At 35.2% G+C, this 22578-nt stretch carries 18 protein-coding genes; all 18 read left to right on the forward strand.

Going from position 1 to position 22578, the window contains the following annotated elements; all coding sequences use genetic code 11:
* The first annotated feature begins 95 nt into the window (after positions 1–95).
* A complete protein-coding gene (ruvB, locus tag E5D58_RS08990) occupies positions 96–1118 on the forward strand; it encodes a Holliday junction branch migration DNA helicase RuvB (protein WP_136481529.1) in 1023 nt (340 codons plus the stop codon).
* 35 nt (positions 1119–1153) lie between these two features.
* Positions 1154–2080, forward strand: a complete 927-nt coding sequence (gene queG, locus E5D58_RS08995; protein ID WP_136481530.1) for a tRNA epoxyqueuosine(34) reductase QueG — start codon at positions 1154–1156, stop codon at positions 2078–2080.
* Between the two features lie 51 nt (positions 2081–2131).
* On the forward strand, positions 2132–4426 hold the full coding sequence (locus E5D58_RS09000; RefSeq protein ID WP_136481531.1) for an NADP-dependent malic enzyme: 2295 nt from the start codon (positions 2132–2134) through the stop codon (positions 4424–4426).
* A gap of 54 nt (positions 4427–4480) precedes the next feature.
* Positions 4481–5062 (forward strand): Holliday junction branch migration protein RuvA, encoded by a 582-nt coding sequence (gene ruvA / locus E5D58_RS09005; protein WP_136481532.1) that lies wholly within the window; start codon positions 4481–4483, stop codon positions 5060–5062.
* A 6-nt stretch (positions 5063–5068) separates the two neighbouring features.
* Positions 5069–12328, forward strand: a complete 7260-nt coding sequence (sov, locus tag E5D58_RS09010) for a T9SS outer membrane translocon Sov/SprA (RefSeq protein ID WP_136481533.1) — start codon at positions 5069–5071, stop codon at positions 12326–12328.
* 68 nt (positions 12329–12396) lie between these two features.
* The gene (gcvH, locus tag E5D58_RS09015) at positions 12397–12777 is read left to right on the forward strand and encodes a glycine cleavage system protein GcvH (protein WP_136481534.1); all 381 of its coding nucleotides are present in this window, start codon (positions 12397–12399) and stop codon (positions 12775–12777) included.
* Entirely contained in the window at positions 12770–13147 is a 378-nt protein-coding gene (locus E5D58_RS09020) for a VanZ family protein (protein ID WP_168796667.1), read from the forward strand. The genes gcvH and E5D58_RS09020 overlap by 8 nt, the downstream gene beginning before the upstream one ends.
* 60 nt (positions 13148–13207) lie before the next feature.
* Positions 13208–13927 carry an energy transducer TonB gene (locus E5D58_RS09025; RefSeq protein WP_136481536.1) on the forward strand — a complete coding sequence of 240 codons (720 nt, stop codon included), beginning with the start codon at positions 13208–13210 and terminating at the stop codon, positions 13925–13927.
* Positions 13928–14072: 145 nt separating this feature from the next.
* Positions 14073–14858 (forward strand): energy transducer TonB, encoded by a 786-nt coding sequence (locus tag E5D58_RS09030; RefSeq protein WP_136481537.1) that lies wholly within the window; start codon positions 14073–14075, stop codon positions 14856–14858.
* 117 nt (positions 14859–14975) lie between these two features.
* The gene (locus E5D58_RS09035; RefSeq protein WP_136481538.1) at positions 14976–17075 is read left to right on the forward strand and encodes a gliding motility protein RemB; all 2100 of its coding nucleotides are present in this window, start codon (positions 14976–14978) and stop codon (positions 17073–17075) included.
* 109 nt (positions 17076–17184) lie between these two features.
* On the forward strand, positions 17185–18078 hold the full coding sequence (gene cyoE, locus E5D58_RS09040; protein WP_136481539.1) for a heme o synthase: 894 nt from the start codon (positions 17185–17187) through the stop codon (positions 18076–18078).
* A 2-nt stretch (positions 18079–18080) separates the two neighbouring features.
* Positions 18081–18662 (forward strand): cytochrome c oxidase subunit 3, encoded by a 582-nt coding sequence (locus tag E5D58_RS09045; RefSeq protein WP_136481540.1) that lies wholly within the window; start codon positions 18081–18083, stop codon positions 18660–18662.
* 149 nt (positions 18663–18811) lie between these two features.
* Positions 18812–19780: a cytochrome c oxidase subunit 3 gene (locus E5D58_RS09050; protein ID WP_136481541.1), complete on the forward strand. Its 969-nt coding sequence runs from the start codon at positions 18812–18814 to the stop codon at positions 19778–19780.
* A gap of 19 nt (positions 19781–19799) precedes the next feature.
* Positions 19800–20180 (forward strand): cytochrome C oxidase subunit IV family protein, encoded by a 381-nt coding sequence (locus E5D58_RS09055; RefSeq protein WP_136481542.1) that lies wholly within the window; start codon positions 19800–19802, stop codon positions 20178–20180.
* A gap of 97 nt (positions 20181–20277) precedes the next feature.
* Entirely contained in the window at positions 20278–21000 is a 723-nt protein-coding gene (locus E5D58_RS09060) for a hypothetical protein (RefSeq protein WP_136481543.1), read from the forward strand.
* A 1-nt stretch (position 21001) separates the two neighbouring features.
* Positions 21002–21745, forward strand: a complete 744-nt coding sequence (locus E5D58_RS09065) for an SCO family protein (RefSeq protein ID WP_136481544.1) — start codon at positions 21002–21004, stop codon at positions 21743–21745.
* Positions 21738–22274, forward strand: a complete 537-nt coding sequence (locus E5D58_RS09070) for a DUF420 domain-containing protein (RefSeq protein ID WP_136481545.1) — start codon at positions 21738–21740, stop codon at positions 22272–22274. The genes E5D58_RS09065 and E5D58_RS09070 overlap by 8 nt, the downstream gene beginning before the upstream one ends.
* A gap of 6 nt (positions 22275–22280) precedes the next feature.
* Positions 22281–22499, forward strand: coding sequence for a hypothetical protein (locus E5D58_RS09075; protein ID WP_136481546.1), 219 nt, complete (start codon positions 22281–22283; stop codon positions 22497–22499).
* Positions 22500–22578 lie beyond the last annotated feature (79 nt).

The raw sequence follows: 22578 nt of genomic DNA on the forward strand, positions 1-22578 counted from the left end.
GGCTTTTTCCTATATTTGCTTAAGGTCAGTCTAGTTTTTTTGAGTAAAATCATTGCTTCACCATAAAAAAGAATTTGAGACACTAATTAGTTAATATGAACGAAAATTTAGATCCAACAAGTAGCAATTTTTCTCCTGAGGAATTCGATGTAGAAAAAAAGTTAAGGCCTTTATCTTTTGATGATTTTACTGGACAGGATCAAGTTTTAGAAAATCTACAAATATTTGTTCAAGCGGCTAATTTAAGAACAGAAGCATTAGATCATACTTTGTTTCATGGCCCTCCTGGGCTTGGTAAAACTACACTTGCGCATATTTTAGCCAATGAGTTAAATGTGGGTATAAAGGTAACTTCAGGGCCTGTTTTAGATAAACCGGGAGACTTAGCAGGGTTATTAACTAATCTGGAAGAGCGGGATGTGTTATTTATAGATGAAATACACCGTTTAAGTCCTATTGTAGAGGAGTATTTATACTCTGCTATGGAAGATTATAAAATTGATATTATGATTGAGACCGGGCCCAACGCAAGAACGGTTCAAATCAATTTAAACCCTTTTACTTTAGTAGGTGCTACCACACGTTCGGGGTTGCTAACATCGCCAATGCGCGCGCGTTTTGGAATTCAAAGCAGACTCCAATATTATAAAACAGATTTGTTGACAACAATCATTCAGCGTAGCGCCAGTATTTTGGAAGTCCCTATTTCCATGGAAGCTGCTATTGAGATCGCAGGAAGAAGTAGAGGAACACCTCGTATAGCGAATGCATTACTTCGTCGTGTTAGAGATTTTGCTCAAATAAAAGGGAATGGTAGTATAGACATTGAAATCGCTAAATATGCCCTTGAAGCATTGAATGTAGATGCCCATGGGCTCGATGAAATGGATAATAAAATTCTATCAACAATTATTGACAAATTCAAAGGAGGCCCTGTTGGAATTACTACTATTGCCACCGCAGTAAGTGAAAGCCCAGAAACCATTGAGGAGGTTTATGAACCCTTTTTAATTCAACAAGGCTTTATTATGCGAACTCCAAGAGGTCGTGAAGTTACAGAACAAGCTTACAAGCATCTTGGCAGAACTAAGGGGCCAATTCAAGGCGGATTATTTTAACTTGTGATATTCTAAATTAGCCCGGAATTTCGTCAATGATTGATAACAAACTAAAACATACACGTTTAATAAAAACCGAAGCCAAACGCCTCGGTTTTTTGTCTTGTGGTATTAGTAAAGCAGGGTTTTTAGAACAGGAAGCCCCTAGGCTTGAAAAATGGTTAAACAGCAATATGCAAGGCCAAATGCATTATATGGAAAACCATTTTGATAAGCGATTGGATCCAACAAAGTTGGTTGAAGGTTCTAAAAGTGTGGTATCCCTGTTGTTAAATTATTTTCCAAGCCAACAGCAAATGAGTAACGGTTATAAGCTGTCTAAATACGCTTATGGGACAGATTATCATTTTGTTATAAAGGATAAACTTAAAAGTCTACTAAGTTGTATTCAAGACGAAATTGGAGAGGTGAATGGTAGAGCTTTTGTTGATTCTGCACCAGTTTTAGACAAGGCATGGGCTGCTAAATCTGGTCTAGGCTGGATAGGTAAACATAGTAACTTATTAACACAACAGGTAGGGTCGTTTTATTTTATTGCAGAACTAATCATTGATTTAGAATTAGAATACGATACCCCAGTAACAGATCATTGTGGTACCTGTACAGCATGTATTGATGCTTGCCCTACGCAAGCTATAACAGAGCCTTACGTTGTTGATGGAAGTAAATGCATTTCATATTTTACAATAGAACTTAAAGATAATATCCCAACAGAATTTAAAGGTAAATTTGATGATTGGATGTTTGGCTGTGACGTGTGCCAAGATGTATGTCCATGGAATCGATTTTCAAAATCGCATGATGAACCACTGTTTAATCCACATCCAGAATTATTGTCGATGAGCAAACAAGACTGGCAGGAGATTACAGAAGAGACTTTCAGAAAAGTGTTTAAAAAATCGGCAGTTAAAAGAACTAAGTATTCAGGTTTAAAAAGAAACATCAATTTCTTAAAAGAATAAGGCTTTCCTTATTAGGATTGTTATATTTGTTAGTTTCAAATGTAAATCCATATGAGCGAAGAAAGTAAACGTAGAGAGGCCCTTATATACCATGCAAAACCAGCTCCAGGTAAGATAAAAGTTGTTCCAACAAAAAAATATGCGAGCCAAAGAGATTTGTCTTTGGCCTATTCCCCGGGGGTGGCAGCTCCATGTTTAGAGATTGAAAAAGATACAGATTCAGTGTATCGATATACCGCTAAAGGAAATCTGGTAGCCGTTATTTCTAATGGAACGGCAGTTTTGGGTCTAGGAAATATAGGTCCTGAAGCCTCAAAACCCGTCATGGAAGGGAAAGGCTTACTGTTTAAAATTTTTGCCGATATTGATGTTTTTGATATTGAAGTAAATACTGAAAATGTTGATGAGTTCATCGAAACCGTTAAGAATATTTCACCAACCTTTGGAGGAATTAACCTTGAAGACATCAAAGCCCCAGAAGCTTTTGAGATTGAACGTCGCTTAAAGGAAGAACTTGATATTCCTGTAATGCACGACGATCAGCATGGTACAGCTATTATTTCGGCCGCAGCTTTATTAAATGCCGTTGAACTGGCTAAGAAAAATATTGAAGACGTAAAAATTGTTATCAGCGGGGCTGGTGCCGCAGCTATTTCATGTTCTCGACTGTATCAGGCATGTGGTGCCAAGCGCGAAAACATGGTAATGCTTGATAGTAAAGGGGTAATACGTGATGATCGTGAGAATTTAACCAACGAAAAAGCCGAGTTTGCAACACACCGAAAAATAGACACGTTGGATGAGGCCATGAAAGATGCCGATGTATTTATTGGGCTGTCCATGGCAAATATTGTATCTCCAGAAATGCTATTAGCAATGGCTAAGAACCCTATTGTGTTTGCTATGGCTAATCCAGACCCAGAAATTAAGTACGATTTAGCAGTGGCTACTCGTAAGGATATTATTATGGCTACTGGTAGAAGCGACCATCCTAATCAGGTGAATAATGTATTAGGGTTTCCCTTTATTTTTAGAGGGGCATTAGATGTACGTGCTACCAAGATTAATGAAGAAATGAAAATGGCAGCCGTTAGGTCGCTTGCTCGGTTGGCTAAAGAGCCTGTTCCAGAACAGGTTAATATAGCCTACGGAGAAACCCGACTCACCTTTGGAAAGGATTATATCATTCCAAAACCATTTGATCCCAGGTTAATTGCAGAGGTGCCACCAGCAGTGGCAAAAGCAGCTATGGAAAGCGGTGTTGCGAAAAAGAAAATTAAAGATTGGGAAAAGTATAAAGATGTTCTTTTAGAACGTTTAGGGTCTGATAATAAATTAGTTAGATTGTTACTAAACAGAGCAAAACTGCATCCTAAACGAATTGTGTTTGCTGAAGCAGATCAACTAGATGTTTTAAAAGCAGCTCAAATAGTATATGAAGAAGGTATTGCAACTCCCATTTTGTTGGGGAGAAAAGAGACTATTGAAGCGCTTATGTCTGAAATCGATTTTGAAGGCGATATAGAGATAAGAGACCCTAAAACTGAAGAAGAAAATGATTGTAAAAACAGATATGCGAAGGTTTATTGGCAACAAAGAAAACGTAGAGGCGTAACTTATTATTCTGCGCAGCGTTTAATGAGAGAACGTAATTATTTTGCAGCAATGATGGTTAATGAAGGTGATGCTGACGGATTGATTTCAGGATATTCACGCAATTATCCTACGGTATTGAAACCTATGTTGGAGCTTATTGGTCTTGCTGATGGGGTAAGTAGAGCTGCAACTACCAATATTATGATGACTAAGCGTGGCCCTATGTTTTTAAGTGATACGTCCATAAATGTAGACCCAGATTCCAAGGCTCTAGCAAAAATTGCTCAAATGACTTCTCAAGTTATAAAAATGTTTGGGATGAGTCCAGTCATGGCTATGATATCTTATTCAAATTTTGGATCCTCCGATAACGAGAAGGCTTCAAAAGTAAGAGAAGCGGTCTCTTATTTACATCGTCATTATCCTGACTTAACAGTTGATGGTGAATTGCAAACAGATTTTGCGCTAAACGATGAGATGCTTCGTGAAAGATTTCCATTTTCAAAACTAGTTGGGAAAAAAGTAAATGCCTTAGTCTTTCCTAATCTTGATTCAGCTAATATCACCTATAAATTATTAAAGGAATTGCATGAGGCAGATTCTATTGGGCCTATTATGTTGGGTATGAAAAAACCTGTTCATATACTTCAATTAGGAGCTAGTGTAGACGAGATTGTTAATATGACTGCCATTGCCGTTATTGATGCTCAACATAAGGAGAAAATGGAATCAGAAAATGCTAAAAAGTAAGTGAATAGATTGCAAATAATTTTATTACATTTGGTCGGTTAACGATTAGCGTTCATGATAACACATATCCAAGGGAAACTTACTGAAAAAAATCCAACACATGTTGTTATTGATTGTAATGGTGTTGGGTACATGATAAATATTTCTCTGCATACCTATTCTCAAATTTCAGATAACGAACAACTAAAATTATATACACACCTTCAAGTTAAAGAAGACTCGCATACGCTTTATGGTTTTTCATCTTTAGCAGAACGTGAGATTTTTAGATTATTGATTTCTGTAAGTGGAATTGGAGCCAGTACAGCAAGAACTATGTTGTCCTCTTTAACACCAAAACAAGTAAGAGAAGGTATTGCCTCTAGCAATGTCGCTTTAATTCAATCCATAAAAGGAATTGGTGCAAAGACAGCACAACGTGTTATTATTGATTTAAAAGATAAAATCTTAAAAATCTATGATCTTGACGAAGTTTCAGTTTCTCAAGGCAATACCAATAAAGATGAAGCGTTATCTGCTTTAGAAGTTCTTGGTTTTGTTAAAAAGCAAGCGGAACGTGTTGTCGACAAGATTTTGGTAGCACAGCCAGATGCCGATGTTGAAACCATCATCAAGCAGGCTTTAAAAAATTTATAATATATTTTGAACATAACTAACCCAAAACTATATAAATCAGCTAGATATATTGTCCTTTTTGTTTTTGTTCTAGGGAGCTCGTTAAGCAGTTGGTCGCAGCAAACACCCCAAGATTCAGTTAAAACAGGTTATAATTTGGGGACTTTAAAAATACCAGATCCTAATAGTATTGAATCAAAATATACCTATGACCCCATTACAGATAGATACATTTACACAGAGAGAATAGGTGGATTTAATATTAACTATCCAGTTATTTTAACTCCAAAAGAGTATGATGCTTTAGTTGCTCAAGAAAATCTAAGAAATTACTACAAAGAAAAAATTGATGCCTTCGATGGTAAAAAAGATGGTGCGGAGGATGCCAGAAAGAACTTGTTGCCCGAGTTTTATGTGCAATCTGGGCTGTTTGAATCTATTTTTGGAGGAAATACGATTGAAGTAATTCCTCAAGGATCGGTTGAAATGGATTTGGGCATTTTGTACTCAAGACAAGATAACCCTGCCTTTTCTCCAAGAAACAGAAGTAACTTTACGTTCGATTTTGATCAACGTATCAGTTTGAGTCTTGTTGGTAAAGTTGGAACAAGGCTTCAAATAAATGCTAATTACGATACACAATCCACTTTTGATTTTCAAAACCTCATTAAACTAGAGTATACACCAACGGAAGATGATATTGTTCAAAAGATTGAAGTGGGTAATGTTAGTATGCCTTTAAATAGCTCGTTAATAACGGGAGCGCAAAGTTTATTTGGGGTAAAAGCACAATTGCAATTTGGTAAAACAACCGTTACAGGGGTTTTTTCAGAACAAAAATCGCAGTCAAACACAGTAGTGGCTCAAGGTGGTGGTACTGTAGAAGAATTCGATTTTTTTATTAGGGAGTATGACGAAAATAGACACTTTTTCCTAGCACAATATTTTAGAGACACCTATGATGAGGCTTTAAAGAATTATCCGTTTATCAACAATAGAGGGCTTCAAATCACTAGACTTGAAGTTTGGGTTACCAATAGAAGTAATAGAACAGATAATGTTAGAAATGTTGTAGCATTTCAAGATTTAGGAGAGAATAACAAATTAGGATCATCGGTAAATATATTACCTGGAGCAACAAACTTTCCTAACAACGGAAATAATGCTTACGATCCTACCATTATTGGTGCTGCAGAATCTCAACTTACAGATGCTGTAAGAGATATTTCAACGGTACAAGCAGGTATATTGGTACCTAATGTTAATGAAGGTTTTGACTATGGAAAAATGGAGAATGCCAGAAAGCTTAGTGTAGGGCAGGAATACACGCTTAATACAGAGTTGGGTTATATTTCGTTGAATCAAAGGCTTAATAATGATGAGTTATTAGCCGTAGCGTTTCAATATACCGTAGGAGGTGATGTTTATCAAGTAGGTGAGTTTGCAAATGATGGCATTGATGCCACTGAGGTAGAAACCAATCCAGATGGCGATGTTACTTCCGTGGTTAATTCTACATTGGTTTTAAAGATGTTAAAAAGTAGCGTTACTGATGTTGATTTGCCAGTTTGGGATTTAATGATGAAAAACATCTATGATACGGGAGCCTATAATTTAAGTCAGGAAGACTTCAAACTTAATATCTTTTACAATGAAGCCTCGCCTTTAAACTTTATTAGACCTGTTCCAGAACCTAATGAAAATCCAGAAGATGCTAATTTTGAATTGGATATTAATGGAATTCCTGTGGGACCAAATACAGACGAAAAAGATTTAATTCAAAATGTACCGTTGTTAAGGGTATTCAATTTAGATAAATTGAATTACAACAATGACCCACAAACTAGAGGTGATGGTTTTTTTGATTTTGTTCCAGGGCTAACAGTTATACCTCAAAATGGAAAAATTGTCTTTACAAGTGCAGAGCCATTTGGGGAATACTTATTCAATATCCTTGGAGGTGGAGATTACGATGATAATCTTTCATATAATGATGACCAAGCTAAATATGTATATGATGTGCTTTATAAGAGTACAAAAACAAAGGCTTTAGATGAGGTTGAAAAAAACAAGTTTAAATTAAAAGGGCGCTACAAGGCTAGTGGGGGTGACGGTATTCCTATCGGATCCTTTAACGTGCCTAGAGGTTCGGTTCGGGTAACTGCTGGGGGGCGTGTGTTGGTAGAGGGTATTGATTATACGGTTAATTATCAATTAGGGCGCGTACAAATTTTAGATGAAGCACTTAAAGCATCTAACACACCTATTGAAGTGTCAACGGAAAACAATGCTGTTTTTGGACAACAGACTAGACGATTCACAGGGTTAAACGTGGAGCATAAATTTAATGACAACTTTTTATTGGGGGCCACGTTCTTAAATCTTAATGAAAGACCAGTGACTCAAAAAGCCAATTATGGAACAGAATCTATAAACAATTCCATTTTTGGAGTCAATGGTAATTATGCCACCAAAGTGCCTTTTTTAACGAGATTGGCCAATAAACTTCCAAATATTGATACCGATGTTGAGTCAAATTTATCTATTAGAGGTGAGTTTGCCTATTTAGCTCCAGGGGCACCAAAGGGAACCGATTTAAATGGGGAAGCCACATCCTACATTGATGATTTTGAAGGGTCGCAGAATGGAATCGATTTAAAATCGCAGCAATCCTGGTTTTTGTCCAGTAGGCCATTAGATTTAAATGTCCCCACAAACCCTACCGAGGACGATCCTGGTATTCAAAATGGATTTCAAAGAGGGATGCTAAACTGGTATTCAATTGACCCTATATTTTACACAAGTCAAAGACCTGATGGTATTACAGATGAGGATCTATCTGGGCTCTATACTAGTAGGGTTTTTATTAACGAGTTGTTTCCAAATAGAGATTTGGTACAAGGTCAAAACTCTGTACTGTTTACGCTAGATTTAGCTTATTATCCGGATGAACGCGGTCCATACAATTTTGATCCTAATGCAGCAAGTGGGGTAATAAGTAACCCTCAAGATAGTTGGGCTGGTGTAACCAGACAGTTAACATCAACCGATTTTGAGCAGCAGAATGTAGAATATATAGATTTTTGGCTTCAAGATCCGTTTCAAGAGAATCCAAATAATCCTGGAGGGAAACTTATATTTAATTTAGGAAACATTTCTGAGGATGTTATTAAAGATGGTAAAAAGCTTTATGAAAATGGCTTGCCAAAAGATGGAGATATTAGTTTGCTTCAACCCACTGATTGGGGTACAGTAACGCCGCAAAATCAATCTCTGATTTATGCCTTTGATACTACAGGTGAAGAGCGTACCAATCAAGATGTTGGATATGATGGGTACAACGATCAGGATGAAGCAAGAGTGTTTGGTGATGAGTTCGGACCAGATCCTGCGAATGATAACTACACCTATTTTTTAAATACCGATGGTAATATTTTTGAACGCTACAAACAATACAACGGTGTTCAGGGTAACACACCAGATTCTTTTTCAAATACCGATAGAGGTGCCAATACACAGCCAGATGTAGAGGATATCAATAGAGATAACACTATGAATACTATTGATAGTTATTTTGAATATGAACTAGCATTAAACAGGCAAAACTTACCAACTTCGGTTGCTGATTTTGAAAATATGCCAGATAGTAATCCATTAAAGAAATTTTTAAGGGATTATAAAGAGCGTCCTCGTGAAGTGCCTAATGGTGATCAGTTAAATGTAAGATGGTATCAATTTAGGGTGCCTGTTCAAGGACCTCATGTTAAACCTGTTGGTGGGATTTCAGATTTAAGATCAGTACGATTTACAAGAATGTACTTAAAGGATTTTGTACAACCTACTGTATTCCGCTTTGGGACTTTAGATTTAGTTAGAAGTGATTGGCGGCGTTTTACTGCAGAATTAGACAATCAAGCACCTCCTTACGACGAAGATGTTGATTTTTCGGTAGGTGTTATTGGAACCCTCGAGAATGAAGGAAGATACCAAAGCCCTCCGGGTATTGAGCCAGAACGCTTGTTTAATAATAATACGGTGGTGCGCCAAAACGAACAATCGTTGGTGGTGAAAACCTGTAATTTAGAACCTAAAGATTCCAGAGGGGTTTATAAAAATATCAGTATCGATATGCGTCAATACAAACGCATGCGGATGTTTATGCATGTTGAGGATCAAGATTTGGTGTCTGGAAATCTAGATGATAACGATTTGGTAGGGTTTTTAAGAATAGGTAATGACTTGGTAGATAACTTTTATCAAATTGAGTTGCCCCTGCAAGTTTCTAGATCAAGTTCTAGAGAAGGACTATGGCCTGTAGAAAACGAGATTAATTTACCTCTTGAAATCTTAGGGAAAATAAAAGCTGAAGGTATTTCAAATATGTCCTTAGGCAATGAGAATCCAACATACTATGATGTTGTTAATGGGGAAATAGGTGATCCAATTAGCGATCCATTTGCAGGCTATGTGGCCGGGCAGCACCGTGTGGCTATAAAAGGTAACCCTAACTTCGGAGATGTAAGAACACTTATGATGGGTGTTAAAAATGCTTCTGGGAAAATACTTTGTACAGAAACATGGTTTAATGAATTGCGTCTTTCAGAGTTAGATAATGAAGGCGGTTGGGCAGCTGTCGTGAGTATGGATACTAATATTGCAGATTTTGCAAACATTAGCGCTTCCGGAAGTCAGAGCACTTCTGGTTTTGGGTCATTAGAGCAAGGGCCAAGTCAACGAGCGTTAGAGGATGTTCAACAATATAATGTGGTTACCAATGTAAACGTAGGGCAGTTGTTGCCAAAAAAATGGGGTATACAATTGCCATTTAATTATGGCCATGGAGAAGAGCTTATTACGCCTAAGTACGATCAGTTTTATAAGGATTTAACGCTGGACTCAAGACTTGATGCGGCAGACTCTCCTCAGGAAAAAGAACTGATTAAAGAACAGTCGGAAGATTACACCAAACGACAGAGTATTAATTTCATAGGGATACGAAAAGTAAGAACCACAGATAAAAAACCAAGATTTTATGATGTGGAGAATTTAACTTTAAATTATTCGTACAATAAGGTTGAGCACCGAGATTTTGAGATTGAAGATTCCGAAGACAAAAGGCTGCGTATTGGAGCAAATTATGCGCATAATTTTAATCCTGTAGAGGTCGAACCATTTGCAAAAAATGATTCGATTTTTATGAATAGGTATTGGAAAATTTTAAAGGACTTCAATTTAAATCTAGTGCCAGCAAGTTTTACCATTAACACAGATTTAAATAGACAATTTAACAGACAAAAGTTTAGAGAAGTTGATTTAACTGGAGACAATATTGCCATTGAAGAATTGTTTAGACGAAACTACACCTTCGATTTTCAATACGCTATTAATTATAATTTAACCAAGTCTTTACAGTTTAATTTTACTGCTGCGAATAGTAATATTGTTAGAAACTATTTCATAGATAATGATTTAATTGCAGGAGAGCAAGATAATACGCTTGATATTTGGGATGGTATTATGGATTTTGGAGACCCCAACAGGCAAACTCAAAATTTTGGATTAACCTATAAAATTCCAATTAATAAAATTCCAACCTTTAGTTTTATTGATGCTACTTACCAATATACAGGTACGTTTTTATGGCAAAAGGGTTCCGACTTGTACGGGAATATAGAGCTTGATGGCAGGAGTTACGATTTAGGTCATACCATTCAAAATTCTAATGTACATAATTTAAATACGTCATTAGATATGAATCGATTTTATCGATATATCGGTTTAACAAAAAAGCCTATTAGTAGAGCTCGAAGTCGAACTAATGGAGCTGGAGGTTCTCCAGGAGCCAATCCTCAAAGTTCACCTAAGCCAAAATCAAGTAGTCAAACAGGTAAAAAGATTCTAAACACGGGAATCGATATTTTAACTGCTATAAAAAGAGTTCAAGCTAACTATTCTGAAAATAACGGAACATTTCTACCAGGATACCTTCAAACACCGGGCTTTATTGGGACTTTAAAGCCAAGCCTTGGTTTTACCTTTGGAAGTCAAGCTGATGTAAGATTCGAAGCGGCAAGACGTGGTTGGTTAACAACATTTCCAGAGTTTAATCAGCAGTACACATCAACCCAAACCAAACAGTTGGATATGTCGGCAAGCTTGCAGCCTACAAGAGATTTAAAAATTGATATCGTTTCAAACAGAGGCTATCTTGAAAACTATGCTGAAAACTTTAGGGTAGATGTTTCTGGCAATGCCCGGGAGTATATTCAACTTACTCCAAATACCTTTGGAAACTTTAACATCTCAACGTTATTGATAAAGACCGCCTTTCAAAAGAGTGACGAGTTTACTTCAAAAGCGTTTGATGATTTTAGGTCGAATAGGCTTACCATAGCCAATAGATTAGCTAGAGACTTTTATGGTAATGATAGTTTTGATAGAGACGAAGAAGGGTATCCTTTAGGTTTCGGCAAAAATAATCAAAAGGTATTACTGCCTTCCTTTTTAGCGGCCTATCAAGGTAAAAGTGCCGATAACATAACCACTAGAGCATTTAGAGACGTCCCTATACCGAATTGGGATTTAAAATACACTGGCTTTATGAGGTTTGCCTGGTTTAAAAAGAATTTCAGACGATTCTCTTTAACGCATGGATATCGTTCTGTGTATACCATTAACCAGTTTACTACCAATTTAAATATTGCAGAGGGAGAGAATCCTGTTCCCGGTGTACCGTATGATAGTCAGCCTGAAGGTTCTAAGGATCAATCTGGGAATTATAAAAATGAAACCTTATACAGTAACGTCAACCTAACCGAGATGTTTAGCCCCTTGATGCGACTTGATTTTGAAATGAAAAATTCGGTAAAGATTTTAGCGGAAATTAAAAAAGATAGAATGCTGTCTTTGAGTTTTGATAATAATTTAGTGACCGAGGTTAAAGGCAACGAATATATAGTAGGTTTAGGTTATAGAATAAAAGATTTAAGAATTCGTTCAAAACTAGCAGGGCCATCAAAGCGCATTGTGAGCGACTTAAATATGAAAGCAGATGTTTCTGTACGTGATAATAAAACTATCATCAGGTATTTAGATTTAGATAATAACCAAATTACTTCTGGACAAACTATATGGGGAGTTAAATACACGGCCGATTATGCATTTAGTAGAAACCTAACAGGTATCTTTTATTTCGATTATACATTCTCTGATTATGCTATTTCAACAGCTTTTCCACAAACCACAATTAGGTCCGGTTTTACAATCAGATATAATTTTGGGAATTAGTAAATTATCTATTTGAATTTAAGAATTGAATAAATACTTTTGTGTGATAATAATTTAAATTTTTTAAAATGAATATTCCTTCAGAATTGAAATATACCAAAGACCATGAGTGGGTTAAGTTGGATGGCGATGTTGCAACCGTAGGTATTACCGATTTTGCTCAAAGTGAGTTGGGCGATATCGTTTATGTAGAAGTAGAGACCCTTGATGAAACTTTAGAGGCAGATGAGGTATTTGGAACCGTAGAAGCGGTTAAAACAGTTTCAGATTTGTTTTTACCTCTGTCTGGTGAAATTATTGAATTCAATGAAGCTTTGGAAGATGAACCTGAAAGTGTTAATTCAGATCCATATGGTGCAGGTTGGATGATAAAAATTAAATGTTCCGATGCGTCTCAGTTCGAAAACTTGATGACAGATACTGACTACAAAACTTTAGTTGGTGCTTAAAAATCTAGTAGCTGTTGCTGCCTTTGGCTATACTATAGCATTATCTACCGTAAGTCTTATTAGGTTAAACAATCTACCTGATGTAGGGATCTCTTTTGCAGACAAGATTTTTCATTTACTTGCCTATGCATTACTTACTATACTTTGGTATGGAATGTTTTTACTTACCTTTAAAATTAAAAAAAGAAGAGCTATGCTTATTGCCGTTCTCTTTGCGGTAATATTTGGTATAGTTATTGAGGTTATTCAGGAAACAATGACTGTTTCAAGAGGTCTAGATATTTATGATATGGTGGCAAATACACTAGGAGCTGTACTAGCGTCACTAATATTATTATTTAAAAATAGTTTACGCGTTAAAAACTCTTGAACACTTGTTTTTTTGACAAATAAATAGTTATTTTAGCAATCTTGATAAACGATTTAAATTATGGAACCTAAAAAAAATCCGAAAGCGAATGTTGGGCGTAACAGTTCACTATTCTTTGCTATTGGTTTAGCACTTATGCTATTCTTAACAAATTATGCCATTAACTTTAAAACCTATGACAAATCAGATATTGATATAGGGATGGTTAACATGGAAGAAGAATTGGAAGAAGAGATTCCATTAACAGAACAAATACAAACTCCACCACCTCCACCACCTCCACCAGCTGCACCAGAAGTTATTGAGATTGTAGAGGATGAGGAAGAAGTTGAGGAAACGGTTATCGAATCTACCGAGGTAGATCAAGAAACAGAAATAGTTGAGGTTGAAGAAGTAGAGGTAGAGGAAGTAGAAGAAGATATCGATGTACCATTCTCTGTAATTGAAAATGTGCCAATCTTTCCAGGGTGTGAAAAAGGAAATAATCAGGCAAAAAGAGATTGTATGTCAAAAAAGATTTCTCAGTTTGTAAACAAAAAGTTTAATACAGAGTTGGCTAGTGACTTAGGTTTATCAGGAAGACAACGTATTAATGTTATCTTTAAAATTGATAAAACAGGATCTATTACAGGAATTCGTGCTAGAGCACCGCATCCTGGTTTAGAGAAAGAGGCAGCGCGTGTTATTGGACTGTTACCTAAAATGAAACCTGGAAAGCAACGTGGAAAACCTGTTAATGTTCCTTACTCTTTACCCATTATTTTCCAAGTGCAAGATTAAATCCAGTTTTGTGAAAACAGATTAAAGGTCACTCAAATATTATTGAGTTAAAAATATAAAATCCCGTTACAGCAATGTAACGGGATTTCTTTTTTTGGTATGCTTATTGTGATTTTACCATAATATTAACAATAAAACTATAATTATGAGTAATCTAAAGAAAACTCACGACCTCATTCGGCAAAATGAGCGTGTCGTGAAAAAATCACAGAAGCATGATGTAAATTTACAAAAAAACACAACCTTTTATTTCCAATTAGGGCTAATAGTGTGCTTGTTGGCTAGCCTAGGTTTACTAGAGATGACTTTTGAAACAACCATTCCCACTGCGGAACCTCCAATTATTATTGATGAACCTTTTTATGTTCACATTCCAGTAATAAAGGAACGAAAACCGGCACCCGATGAACCTAAACCTCAACGCCAAGTAAAGGAGCTTCTAGTGTTTAAAGAAGTACCAGATGACACCTTTGATAACTTGTTTGAGCTGAACAAACCTGAACCCTCACCACATAAACCTGAGCTAAGTCCAGAAAGATTACCAGATCTACCCGATAAACCAGAAGATGATAACGTACCAATGGAGCTCGTTGAAATGGTTCCTATTTATCCAGGATGTGAAAAAACCAAGGGTAATGAGGCCAGAAAAAAATGTATGTCTGAGAATATTTCGAAACTTATTCAGAGGAAGTTTGAAGGTAACGAAATTGCTGAAACCTATGGTTTGAAAGGAAAACAACGAATTGCTGTTCAGTTTAAAATAGATAAGACAGGTAGAGTTACAGAGATTAAAACGAGATCTCCGCACCCAAAACTAGATGCTGAAGCTACAAGAGTTATTAATATGATTCCCCAAATGAAACCAGGTAAGCAACGAGATAAAAATGTTGGAGTCATATATAGTCTCCCCATAGTTTTTAAAGTGCAATAATATTATATTAAAATACTAGAAGTAAATACCGCTATCACTTAGAGTGAAGCGGTTTTTTTAATGCCCATTGTTAAAAATATAGTATCTTTCAGCCCAAAATCAAATCTCTACACTAATATGAAGAAATTCATAGTATTAGTCCTACTTATTGTCCAATATTTTGGTTATTCTCAGAATACTTATTTAGCCGAAAAACCTCCTGTTTTTGAAAACTGTCAAGATGTTGCGATTGACTCGTTGCAAACTTGCTTTGATAGAAATGTATTTGATTTTGTCTTCCATAACTTTAAGGTACCCCAACGTGTTTATACGGAAGCTTACAAAGGAGAAATGGTAGTTTTATTTGAAGTAGATACATTGGGGCAGTTTAGAGTTATTTATGCAGACGCGATCTATCCAGAACTAAAGGAAGAAGCAATACGTGTTTTTTCAAATATGCCCAAAGTGATACCTGCTACTTACAATAGTAGAAAGACATTTAAGCAGTATTCCATTCCTATTAAAATCCCTTTGGTAAATCAATCTACTACAACAGAGGATTTGGCTAATGTTAACAAGAAGACTAAATTAGAGGAGGCTGCTACAAAAGAGTTTGACAGTGTTATTGCAGATAGAAGGAGGTATGAAAATAGGGAATATACCAGTCAATTAAATATCCCATTTGTACATAGTGAGTATGCTAGGTTTGGAAGGCAAATGAATTTAGTAGGAACCAATAGTCATACGGCTTCTAAACCATTTACTTATGAGGAAGTAGCTCATTATTATGATTTTGAAGCAGAAAAAGAAAAGTTAAAAAAGGATAAGAGCTCTTGGGGCGGAAGGAAATTATGGAATGAACATCTCGTGCAATTAGAAGGGAAAGATTATTGGTTTACCATTGACCCTCTTCTTGATTTACAAGTAGGTAAAGATACAGATGCCGATTTTAATTCTACCTTTAATAATACCAGAGGTATTGCTGTTCAAGGTGGTTTGGGTAAAAAATTCAGTTTTTATACGGCGTTTTTTGAAAGTCAAGGGCGTTTTGCAGATTATGTGAACAGATATGCAGAGAGTCTAAAAGCCTTTGGTCCAGACCCAGCTATAATACCAGGTAGAGGCATCGCTAAACGCTTTAAAACAGATGCTTATGATTATCCTGTTGCAGAGGCATATCTGTCTTTTACACCCTCTAAATATTTTAATTTTCAATTTGGACAGAGTAAAACCTTTCTAGGGGATGGATACCGTTCTTTAGTTTTAAGTGATATAGCTAGTCCGCATCCTTTTTTTAAGATTAATACCAAGTTCTGGAAAATAAAATACACCAATACTTGGATGTGGTTAAAGGATGTAAGGCCAGAAGTAGAGCAAGACAAAGCATTTTTAACCAAGTATATAGCAAATCATTATTTGAGCTGGAATGTATCAAAACGAGTTAATATTGGGTTATTTGAATCGGTAATATGGACTAATTCTAATAACAGAGGTTTCGATGTCAATTATTTAAACCCTATCATATTTTACAGGGCCATTGAATTTCAGACAGGTCAAGGAGCTGGAAATGCCATTTTAGGGGCTACGGCTAAATATAAGTGGAATGATAATATCAATTTATATGGTCAGTTTGTCTTAGATGAATTCGCCCTAGATGATGTAACGGCGGGTGAAAAAAGTTGGAAAAATAAATATGCCTACCAGCTGGGTATAAAGTATTACAATGCCTTTAAGGTTGATAATTTAATGTTGCAACTTGAATATAATAGAATTCGTCCGTATGCATATTCTCATAACACGATAGTGCTAAACTACGGACATACTAACGAATCGAAAGCACATCCTTGGGGTGGAAATTTTAGTGAAACCATCTTGATTGGACGATACCATTATAAACGCTGGTTTGCAAATGCCAGATTAATTTATGGAGTTAAAGGTTTCGATTTTAATGATGGAACGGATAATTTTAGTTACGGGGGCGATATTTACAGAGATTACAACGACAGGCCCTTTGATTCTGGTGTTGAAGTGGGGCAGGGCTTAAAAACCACAATTTTTAACGGAAATTTGCAGGCAGGTTACTTAATTAACCCTGCTTCCAATCTAAAGATTTTTGCAGATATTACTTACAGAGACTTTAATCCTGAGGCAAACACAGCAACTACATTTAAAAATAGTACGACATGGGTTAGTTTTGGCATTAGAAACGATTTGTTTAATTGGTATTTCGATTTTTAGAATGGCAGCTTAGTTTTAGCTTTCAAATTTTAACTTTATCACATTGCTAAAATGCTTTTATAGAGTATCTTTGCACTCGCAATATAAAAGCCGTTTAGGATATTTTACCTTGAGTAGTTCAAAATCTTCATTAGCAACACCTTCTGTGATTTCAGATTTTAAAGAGATTACAAAAATGCGTTTGTCATTAAGTGTGGTGTTTTCGTCTCTTGCCGGCTATTTGTTAGGTGTTGATACTATTGATTTTAAAGTTCTCGTGTTATTGGCATTAGGAGGGTATTTTATGGTGGGCGCTTCCAATGCTTTCAATCAAATTATTGAAAAAGATTTAGACGCATTAATGAATAGAACTAAGAATAGACCTATTCCTGCTGGAAGAATGTCTGTAAATGTTGCTTTTGTTATTGCAACAATTTTCACGTTATCAGGCATAATTATTCTTTACACTATTAACAAGCAAACAGCTATGTTTGGTGCTATTTCGATATTTCTTTACACCTGCGTTTATACTCCTTTAAAAACCAAAACGCCATTGGCAGTTTTTGTAGGAGCTATTCCTGGCGCTATTCCATTTATGTTGGGTTGGGTTGCAGCAACTAATGATTTTGGAATTGAACCAGGGACGCTTTTTGCTTTACAGTTTTTTTGGCAATTTCCCCACTTTTGGGCTATTGGTTGGTTTTTGTTTGATGATTACGAAAAAGGAGGTTTTTTTATGTTACCAACGGGAAAGCAAGATAAGGGAACTGCAGTACAAACAATAATGTACACTATTTGGACTATAATGGTCTCTATTATTCCGGTATTTGGCTTTACAGGAGAACTCAAGTTGTCTATTATAGCTGCAATTATAGTATTTGTTTTAGGTTTAGGAATGTTGCATTACGCTGTCAGACTGTTTAGAGAAATGACTGAAAAGGCCGCAAGACAATTAATGCTTATTAGTGTCTCTTATATTACACTTGTACAGATAGTATATGTTATCGATAAATTTATAAGATAATCATGGATTTAACTCAAGGAACACCTCAGGAAAAGAATAGTAGAGCAAAAAAAATGATGCTTTGGTTTGGTATTATTTCTTTGGTTATGTCTTTTGCTGGTTGGACCAGTGCTTTTGTTGTAAGTAGTTCAAGACCAGATTGGTTAAAAGATTTTCAGTTGCCTAATGCTTTTCTTATTAGCACCGTTGTGATTATACTTAGTAGTATCTCGTTTTTGTTAGCAAAAAAAGCTCTTAAAGGATCTAATAGTAAAAGCACATTAGTTTGGCTTATAGTAACGCTTGTTCTGGGCATTGTATTTATTTATAATCAATTTTCAGGATTTCAACAGATTATAGATTTAGGATATAATTTTACCGGTCCAACAAGTAATGTAACCATGTCTTACATTTATTTAATTGCAATAGTCCATATTTTACACGTGGTTGTTGGGTTGATTTGTCTTTTAGTAGTAATTTATAATCATTTTAAACAAAAGTATTCGGTTTCAAATATGTTGGGCTTCGAATTGGCAGCAACGTTTTGGCATTTTATTGATATACTTTGGGTTTACCTCTTTCTGTTTTTATATTTTGTTAGATAAGTATAACTTAACTTAATTACAAAAACACAGAAATCTCTGTAAAATGCAGTAAAACTGATATTTATCATAGGCTAAAATTTAAAGCTTATATTTCGTCAGATAAATAAATTGATTATTTTTGTGCAACTTTTAAATAACAACCATTATATATGAGTACAGCAGTAGCAGAAAGCAAAACTTGGGGAGGTGGAAATGAGCCACTTAAAGCAAGTTACGGTAAAATGATGATGTGGTTTTTCATTGTTTCAGATGCTTTAACTTTCTCAGGGTTTTTAGCGGCCTACGGATTTTCAAGATTTAAATTCATTGATGCATGGCCAATTGCCGACGAGGTGTTTACGCACTTCCCGTTTTTACATGGCGTAGATGCCCCAATGTATTATGTGGCATTTATGACTTTTGTGTTAATTATGTCTTCTGTAACGATGGTACTAGCTGTTGATGCAGGACATCATTTAGACAAAGCAAAAGTTACTTTATATATGTTCTTAACCATATTAGGTGGTTTAATATTTGTGGGGTCTCAAGCTTGGGAATGGAATACTTTTATTAATGGCGATTATGGTGCTGTACAGACAAAAGGAGGAAACATTTTACAGTTTGTAGATACAGAAGGACATAGAGTTGCTATTAGAGATTTTGCTATCGATGCGCATGGTGAACGTGTAAGGCATGAGAGAAAAACAGGTTTGTGGTTTGTAAGCGAAGGGACTTTACCAACATATACTGTAGATGAGGTGCTTAACGGTTTAGAAGCTCATGATAATATTTTAGTGAGAACGCAATTACTTACTGAAGAAGGAGAAAAAACCGTACTATCTAGAGAAGAATCCATTAGGCAAATAAAAGATAATGGTAAACTAGTGGTTGAAGGTGCTAATCTGCACGTAAATGAATATGGTTCACCCCTATTTGCTGATTTCTTTTTCTTCATAACCGGATTTCATGGATTTCACGTATTTTCTGGAGTAGTGATTAATATCATTATTTTCTTTAATGTAGTGCTTGGTACTTATGAAAAGCGCAAAAGTTACGAGATGGTAGAAAAAGTTGGTTTATACTGGCACTTTGTTGATTTGGTTTGGGTATTTGTATTTACATTCTTCTACCTTGTTTAATTTATAATAGATTATTAAAATGGCACACGAACATAAATTAGAAATATTTAGAGGGCTTTTAAAATTTAAATCTAATACACAAAAAATTTGGGGAGTTTTAATCTTCTTAACTATCGTAACAATTGTTGAAGTTGCTTTAGGTATTTTTAAGCCAGAATCGCTAATGGTTAAGGTTTTAGGGATGAAGCTTTTAAATTGGATTTTCATCATCTTAACTATTGTAAAAGCCTATTACATTACATGGGACTTTATGCACATGCGCGACGAAACTAAAGGGTTAAGACGTGCTGTGGTTTGGACAACCATCTTTTTAATATTATACCTTATTTTTATCTTGCTTCAAGAAGGAGGTTATGTATTTAGAGTGTATGACGAAGGTTATATAAAAAGAGATTTTTAATTAGAATAATTAGTTAAAATAAGTATATAAAGGCGGTTTTTAAACCGCCTTTTTTTAATTTTGAAAACTTTTATTTAGAATAGAAAACTATAATTCAATGAATTATAAAATAGTAAGTCGATATGTTATTTTGGGGATTTTATTCTTTCTTCCCGTTACATTTCTGTTGTTCTTATACCCAGCAACACATCATTATACTCCATTAGATATTGTAAAGGAAAAGGTTTTGGACTTAGAGGGTTTTGATTCGGATTCTAAGGATAAAATTGTACTTCAAGATCATATTACAGTGCTTGGCTTTTTAGGAGATACTCCATTGCAAAAAAAAACGACGGCCCTTAATTTAAAAGAATTAGTTTATGATAAATTTAAAGGGTTTAAACGTTTTCAAATCGTTATTCTAATGCCAAAGGGTACAGAAGGAGTTGTGAAACAGTTGAAATCTGAAATAAGCTCTTATGAAGATTTAAGGTTTTGGCACTTTGTATTTGGCAGCCCATCTAGCATCAAACATGTATACTTTAGTTTACAAAGCGATAGTGATTTAGATGCAAATTTATCCTCAGATTATGTGTTTGTAGTGGATAAAGACTTAAACCAAAGAGGAAGGTTAGATGACAGGACAGATAGAGAATTGGAAAAAAACGCAACAAAATATGGCCTTAGCGCCTATAATTGTATTGAGGTTGCCGAAATTAAAAACAAGATGAGTGATGATTTGCGTATTCTGTTTACAGAATACAGACAGAAAAGAAAGGGAGAGTTCAATTCAGATACAAGAAGGGCAGGTGATTTAAGTGGTGAGGATATAAATAAATAGCATGAAAAAAACAAATTATTCGTACATCGGGATTGCCTTTATAATTTTGGTTTTTGGTATCATTTTTATTCCAAGAATTGTAGATAGAATTTCTAATAAAGATATTATTAGAAACGAAAGTAGAAGTGACGCCATTAAAGATGTTGAAAAAAAAGCTTCCGATTTGGCTTTTATAGAAATCAATGGCAAAGCGAAAAGAGTTCCACCGTTCTCCTTTAAAAATCAAAATGGAGATATAATCTCTAATAAAGATTATGAAGGAAAGGTTTATATTGTAGAATTCTTTTTTACGACATGTCCAACGATTTGCCCAAGAATGAATAAAAATTTGGTTCAAATTCAGAATACATTTAATGGACTTGATGATTTTGGTGTGGCTTCTTTCACAATTAATCCAGATTATGATACAGTAAGCGTTCTAAAAGCGTATGCGCAGCAATATGGAATAACCAATCCTAACTGGAACTTAATGACTGGGGAAAAAGAGGCGATTTATGAGCTATCTAACGAAGGGTTTAATTTATATTCTGCCGAAGATAAGAATGCCGCAGGCGGTTTTGAACATTCCGGTAATTTTGCTTTGATTGATAAAAACGGATTTATCCGTTCTAGAAAAGATAGTTATGGAAACCCAATAATTTATTATCGAGGTATTGTCTCTGAAGAAGAAAAAACCGATGAGGATGGTGTGGCAGAAGAAATAAGTATATTAAAAGAGGATATTAAAAAGTTGCTTAATGAGTAATTCTAAAGAGTTATTGAACGAAAAAAAGTATAATAAGCTAATTATTGTATTATCGATTGTAATACCTATTGTGGTCGCAGCACTTTTTGGTATTAAAATACCTAATGTTGAACCTTTAACTTTTTTACCGCCTATTTATGCGTCTATAAATGCGCTCACAGCGTTTGTATTGGTTCTTGCTTTTATAGCCATTCAAAAAAAGAACGTTAAAGTGCATAGACGATTAATGACGTTTGCTATTGTTTTATCTGTACTATTTCTTGGCATGTATGTTGCTTACCACATGACAAGTGATTCTACGAAATTTGGAGGAGAAGGCGCTGTAAAGTTTTTTTATTATTTCGTATTGCTAACACATATTTTGTTATCAATTGTGGTAATTCCTTTTGTACTGATTACTTACGTAAGGGGAATAACCAATAATATAGAAAGGCATAAAAAAATAGCTCGAATAACATTTCCTCTCTGGTTTTATGTGGCTATTACAGGCGTGATTGTTTATATCATGATTTCTCCCTATTATATTTAAATAGTCATGAAACAGAAGTTTTTAATCGTTCTATTTTCTACGATGTCGTTTGTATATACCAATGCGCAATGTGCTATGTGCCGGGCTGTGTTAGAAAGCGAGGAGGGAAAAACAGCAGCAGAAGGAATAAATGATGGTATTGTTTACCTTATGGCAATCCCTTATATACTAATTGGAGGTTTGGGGTACTTTATCTTTCGGAAATACAATACGTTAAAAAAATAATAAAAAATTTTTTACAGAAAGTTTGTAACATTTCTTTGTATGGCTAGTCTTACTAAAAAGTGATTGGCATATCAAAATA

This window comes from Cognatitamlana onchidii, from assembly GCF_004804355.1.
GTDB classification, from domain to species: domain Bacteria; phylum Bacteroidota; class Bacteroidia; order Flavobacteriales; family Flavobacteriaceae; genus Cognatitamlana; species Cognatitamlana onchidii.

What these genes read in the sequence shown, in the direction of transcription:
- ruvB (WP_136481529.1), top strand. Translation starts at nt 96, where the DNA reads ATGAACGAAAATTTAGATCCAACAAGTAGCAATTTTTCTCCTGAGGAA.
- queG (WP_136481530.1), top strand. Translation starts at nt 1,154, where the DNA reads ATGATTGATAACAAACTAAAACATACACGTTTAATAAAAACCGAAGCC.
- E5D58_RS09000 (WP_136481531.1), top strand. Translation starts at nt 2,132, where the DNA reads ATGAGCGAAGAAAGTAAACGTAGAGAGGCCCTTATATACCATGCAAAA.
- ruvA (WP_136481532.1), top strand. Translation starts at nt 4,481, where the DNA reads ATGATAACACATATCCAAGGGAAACTTACTGAAAAAAATCCAACACAT.
- gcvH (WP_136481534.1), top strand. Translation starts at nt 12,397, where the DNA reads ATGAATATTCCTTCAGAATTGAAATATACCAAAGACCATGAGTGGGTT.
- E5D58_RS09025 (WP_136481536.1), top strand. Translation starts at nt 13,208, where the DNA reads ATGGAACCTAAAAAAAATCCGAAAGCGAATGTTGGGCGTAACAGTTCA.
- E5D58_RS09030 (WP_136481537.1), top strand. Translation starts at nt 14,073, where the DNA reads ATGAGTAATCTAAAGAAAACTCACGACCTCATTCGGCAAAATGAGCGT.
- E5D58_RS09035 (WP_136481538.1), top strand. Translation starts at nt 14,976, where the DNA reads ATGAAGAAATTCATAGTATTAGTCCTACTTATTGTCCAATATTTTGGT.
- E5D58_RS09045 (WP_136481540.1), top strand. Translation starts at nt 18,081, where the DNA reads ATGGATTTAACTCAAGGAACACCTCAGGAAAAGAATAGTAGAGCAAAA.
- E5D58_RS09050 (WP_136481541.1), top strand. Translation starts at nt 18,812, where the DNA reads ATGAGTACAGCAGTAGCAGAAAGCAAAACTTGGGGAGGTGGAAATGAG.
- E5D58_RS09055 (WP_136481542.1), top strand. Translation starts at nt 19,800, where the DNA reads ATGGCACACGAACATAAATTAGAAATATTTAGAGGGCTTTTAAAATTT.
- E5D58_RS09060 (WP_136481543.1), top strand. Translation starts at nt 20,278, where the DNA reads ATGAATTATAAAATAGTAAGTCGATATGTTATTTTGGGGATTTTATTC.
- E5D58_RS09065 (WP_136481544.1), top strand. Translation starts at nt 21,002, where the DNA reads ATGAAAAAAACAAATTATTCGTACATCGGGATTGCCTTTATAATTTTG.
- E5D58_RS09070 (WP_136481545.1), top strand. Translation starts at nt 21,738, where the DNA reads ATGAGTAATTCTAAAGAGTTATTGAACGAAAAAAAGTATAATAAGCTA.
- E5D58_RS09075 (WP_136481546.1), top strand. Translation starts at nt 22,281, where the DNA reads ATGAAACAGAAGTTTTTAATCGTTCTATTTTCTACGATGTCGTTTGTA.